The organism is Cysteiniphilum sp. (assembly GCF_057495195.1).
Genome location: NZ_JBXTEF010000125.1, coordinates 1 through 5,395, shown reverse-complemented (window position 1 = coordinate 5,395; position 5,395 = coordinate 1). Strand labels below are relative to the sequence as shown.

The following is a 5,395-nucleotide window of genomic DNA, read 5'->3' as shown; positions in this document are numbered from 1 at the left end:
TAAAGCATGTCAAAGGATGGGAAAAAGAAAGTCACTTACTAGATATTGCATCTACGGTAACCGGAATAGCTTCTATTGCCTACGATTTTATTGCCTTTTATGAAGCAAAAGCAATAACTCAAGCAACTAGAAACAATAATCTAATGGTAAAATTAAATAGACTAAAACCAAAAAGAATCTCTTCAGTAACCAACGAGGAAAAACTGTTGGAATCAAAAGGCTTTAATAGATTGAAAAAGCTGCAACAAAAATCACGTTCTAGAGCAATGCAAATGGGATTGGAAAACAAAAAAGGAACTTGTTTTTATGCAGCCTTATCTACAGTAATTGATCGACATGATAACTATATTATTAATGATTTATCAGACACCAATGAGTTAGTTGAAGCTATAATAAATAAGGGAGTTGATTCAAGATATGAAGGTCTAATTGCAGCGTCTCCTGAGCAAGTTCATAACATAATAACTGAGTATTTTGACAATGTGGTTATACATGCCGACGTGAGTAATATTCATTCAATTCCAGACTTGTTACTAAATGACAATCAATCTGCCATGTTTGTTACTGACAATCATGTAGCAACTATTTATAGGGATAATGGCATGATATATGAATCTGGTTGGCAGTATGCTAGTGGCTCTAATAATGAAGTTGAATATATTACATTCAACCACAACCCTGACGCTAAGGAATATATTGGGAAGAAACCGTATGGTGTTTTCATATTTGGAAAGTGATAATAGCGTAATCTGGCGCTGTTCTTCTCCTGCCATAAAAATGTGATCAAACAAAGAGTGTTTAATTCCATTTTTTAATAAATCAACCCTGAATTTAGCTTCAAAGAGCATGCTGTTACAGTCTCTTAATTTGACAGATTAAAGCAAGAAAAATAACAGAATTTATTGAGAACTAACTGCTTTCCATTAGCTAAGATAATTTTGTTAGGGTTACACAAAAAAACCATGGGGTCTAAAGTATATGAATTTATCTAAAAAAAACTTATTACTAGCTTGCATGCTACCAGTATACGCATTTTCAGGGCAAGAAATCACTCTTCATAATGCGAGTGTCTATCAATTACAAAACTGCCATGTTATGAAGCCTATTACAGGTAAAATCAAGGAAAATACATGGCGAGCAGACAATGAGCCATACACCATCAATCGTGAGTTTTATGTAAGATATGAAGACAAAACACGCGCCAGTATTGTCTGTGATATTGCAAGGAATGATAACACCAAACCAGAAGCTATTATTCAAATTGAATCAAATCCTAAAGGGGATTTGGTTAACCTTATTCCTTATGATAAAGACTCGAGTGTTCATGTAAGATATCGACTAGAAAGTCCAACGGGGTTCACAGAACCAGATCGATCAGACCAGGTTATTTTACAAGGTGATTATTAGCCAAGAGCATTAATGTAATATGGGGTTTTAATTGCTCTCTCATCCATACAGCTTACGCTATACAACCTCTCCTGCAAAGAACGAGATAATAGGTAGCGAAATCATCCCTTTTTTTAGAAAAACATTTTAACAAAAACTAAGGATATATAATGAGAAAAAAACAGTTATGTATGTTAACGTTAGGATTACTAAGTAATATCACTTGGGCAACCGCATCTGTTGATGCAAGCAATACTGCAAAGCAAGCACTGAAAGAATCCAACAAAATTTCTCTCACTGTAGCTGAATCTGAAACATCTAAAGCAAATAATTCAGAAGCCTCTAAATACGGATCTTTCGGTGATTTTTCTGTAAATGAGCGTACAGGCTCTGCGAATATCAAAATAGCTTTGCCTGCCATTGGCAGCATTAATCTAACCTTAATTGCCGATAGTGCCTCAATGTTATCCAAAACAAATTACTTGGGGTTGGGTGCTGGATGGTATTTCAGTGGCTTGCCATTTATAACAAAAGAAAACGGTAAGGAAATTCTGATTGCCAGTGGGCAAAGATATATCTATGATCAAGACTATACCAGTATTGGGCAAGACGGTACTTTGATCCACAGCGGGCTGCGCTATCAAGTAACTAAACAAATGCATTTTGTCAAGGAGATAGGCACACTTAAAGTCGAAGGGGGAAAGTTAGCATATGGTTATGAGCTCTCATACGCTAATGGCACACGCCTGTATTTCAATAGCAATGGATTATTAATTGCCGCAGCCGATGGCTTTTTTGTCAATGATCAAGCAGGAAATCAAAAACACTTAACGCGTGTGTACTATCAAGGTAACTCAAGTGTATCCGCTTCACTAGCACAAGTTGATCATATTACCGATGGCAACAATGAAAGTGTTTATTTTAGCTATTTAGCAGGAGAGATTAGATTAACCTACCCAATCAATGCAAGTGGCAAAGCGCTTCATGCTTATATTAAAAAATCAGGGGATAAAATTACTGCTATACAGAGCGATTTTTCTGAAAACTATCGTGTTGGCATGCGTTTTGATTATGATCAAGGTGTCATGCTAAATAGAGCAACTGAGACAGTCTTTGATCAAAATGGTACACCGCTATCTGCACATAAAACCTACCAATTAACTTATGATAAAAATACACTACGTATTAATCGAATGCTTGCTTATAACCCTGAAAATATCAAAGAGTATGTAGCAACAGCATATCGCTATATTGGGCTCTATCAACCTAAGTTTAAGTTTGGCGAGGATACTTCCATTACGCTGGGATTACTCAATAACAATGCTTTAGATAAGACAAGTTACAGTACAGAAGTCACACAAGGTAATACAGTAACAACGCATCACTATAATTTCTTGCATAATGAGATTGAGACGCAAACCAGTGTGATCAGTAAGACTGGTGAGCACTTTATCGTATCTAATATTAAAAACACATATAATGCAGTCGCGCATGATGCTAAGGGTAACGCAAAGCTATTATCTAGCTATCAACAAGCGACTACACAAGAAACAACAGCGTTTGATAATGGCGTCGCTGTTTCAAAAAGCAAGACAATCACTGATTATAATGATTATCTTAATCCTGTTTCCGTTAAGAGTTATGCACCTGTTTCTGTTAATAAAAACTACGCTCAAGCAGTCACCCAAACAGATATCACTTATGATAATCGTCATCAAACACCTGTGTTAAAAGTTACGACGGATAATAGTACAAAAAGGCAGGTATCTGAAAAAACAGTGTTAGACGCAAGCGGTCTACTACCATTACAGCAAAGTACCAACTATAAAGATCTAACCACAGGGAAAGTAAAAACGCCAGAAATCAAGAGATTTAGTTACGCCTCAGATACCTCTGGGTGTGGTAATTTTTATATACAAGGCTTGGTGTGTAAAGAGTCTGTAGAAAGCAATGGTGATACTTTGAACAAAAGCTTCCATTATGATTATAGTGCGATCAAGAATGGTTATGGTAAACTAGCGATTACAACGACAAATGATTTGAATCAAACAACCAGTCGCCAAAATATCGGTAGTTTAGAAATTGCTAGCACAGATGCATTGGGCAACCTTGAGCAAAAGCAATATGCCGTCAATGGTATGCTGCTTGAAACCATCTCTCCTCGTGGGCATAAAGCCTCCCAAAAGGTCAACTTATTACCTGATAGTAAGCTTAATTCAACTCTTTTACTAACCAAAACAGACGCGCTAGGTGTCGAGGTAGTTCAAGGGCAAAACTGGATGAGCAATCCATCATACAACAAGCAACCGAATGAGAAAAAAACAGGTTACAGCCAAGGAAGCGATCACTATAGCTATGATGGCTACGCACAATTAGAAAGCAAAACGGATAAATATGGTAATAAAGAATACTATACATATGACATGTATCATCGACCAATAGAAGTAAAGGCGGTCGATGCTTTAGGAAAAACGATCAACATCCTAAAAACCAGCTACCAACAAATATGTGATGATGAATTTGGCTGCTATCAAAAAGTCGTACAAGATCAAAATAATGATCATGGCAAGGGAGTTCATACCGTTGAATATAGCAAAGGTAAACTCAGCTTATATAAGGAAGAGACTATTGCAGGTAAGCTCAGCAAAAAGCAACGCTCTTACTATAGTGACAGTGGTCAGTTACAAGAAGACAAAATCTACGACCCAAACAATCCAAATAATATCTTATCTGATAAGCATTACTATTATGATACGCTTGGACGTAATAATGTGACAGAAACCACTGTTAATGGTCATAATTATCGCCAAGTAACCTTGTATGACGAGACAACGGGCAAAGAAACCCAGAAGATAATTTATCAAGATGGAAAAGAGGTTCATCGCAGCTACGAGCGCGTCTATGATCGCTTTGGACGTTTGCAACATTTATGTTATGACTTAATAGACACCGCTGGAAAGCATAAGTTATGCACCACCAATGAGTATAACGATCTTGGGCAGTTAATTGCATCAACAGATTTTAATGGTGCAACAACAAATTACACTTATGATAAGTTTGGTAAGCTTTTAGATGAGAAACATGATGGTAATGATGTTATAAAGTATACGTACGACTCCTACGGACGCTTAAAAACCAAGCAAAATGCCGTTGATACCCAGCGCTATTTCTATACTAAAATGGGCAATTTACTTAACTTAAAAGTCGGTGATAAAACGATATCAGTACTAAGCTATAATGATAAAAATGACTTAAATGATGTAACTGATGCAGTCGGTAATAGATTTACTTATCATAATTTAGCTGATAGCAAGATCAGCTCGATAGACTCCAATTTAGGCAAAATCACCTATAGTTATTATGACTTCGATAATGATAAACCATTGCAAAATGATAAAATAAAACAAGAGCTAACTCAATTTGATAATGGTCAAGTAAAAGGCACTTTACAAAAAGACTATGACTACGATGACCAAGGGCGTTTACATACCAAAACAACCTGTGATGACAAAGGAAACTGTCTAAGCGTTACCACAAACTATGATAATCGTGGTCAAATCATCAAAGAAGTCAGTGAAGATACTACGGCAGGAAATACCCTCACTAAAACGACTGATTATACATACGATGATCAAAGCCGATTACTAAGCTCAAAGACAGTTTTATCTAGTGGTCATACAATAAGTAATGCCTATAATTACGATGGTAATAGTAACATTACTTCAGAGGTGCAATGTATTGATGCAAAGTGTGACTATATGAGCTATGACTATAACAATATTGACCAATTACTCACCAGAACAGTTGAGTCAAATGGTAAAAAATCGATAACAAGTTATCAGTATGACAAAAACGGCAATGTGATCGTTGAAAAATCGGGGAATTAATATGAAAAAAATACTTCTTGCTTTAGGCTTGATATCCTGTCAGAGCATTTATGCTGATACAGTCTATCAATATAATGGGAAAAACCAATTAGTACAGATACAACAAAATAATCATATATATG

The 5,395-nt window shown here is 36.1% G+C and carries 3 protein-coding genes; all 3 read left to right on the top strand.

Going from position 1 to position 5,395, the window contains the following annotated elements; translation table 11 throughout:
• On the top strand, positions 1–737 hold a 737-nt coding region (locus ACY10D_RS10675), incomplete at its 5' end, for a hypothetical protein (protein ID WP_487000719.1).
• A gap of 241 nt (positions 738–978) precedes the next feature.
• Entirely contained in the window at positions 979–1,407 is a 429-nt protein-coding gene (locus ACY10D_RS10670; RefSeq protein WP_487000718.1) for a hypothetical protein, read from the top strand.
• A 149-nt stretch (positions 1,408–1,556) separates the two neighbouring features.
• Complete coding sequence (locus ACY10D_RS10665) at positions 1,557–5,273, top strand: RHS repeat domain-containing protein (protein WP_487000717.1); 3,717 nt, start codon at positions 1,557–1,559, stop codon at positions 5,271–5,273.
• Positions 5,274–5,395: the final 122 nt, after the last annotated feature.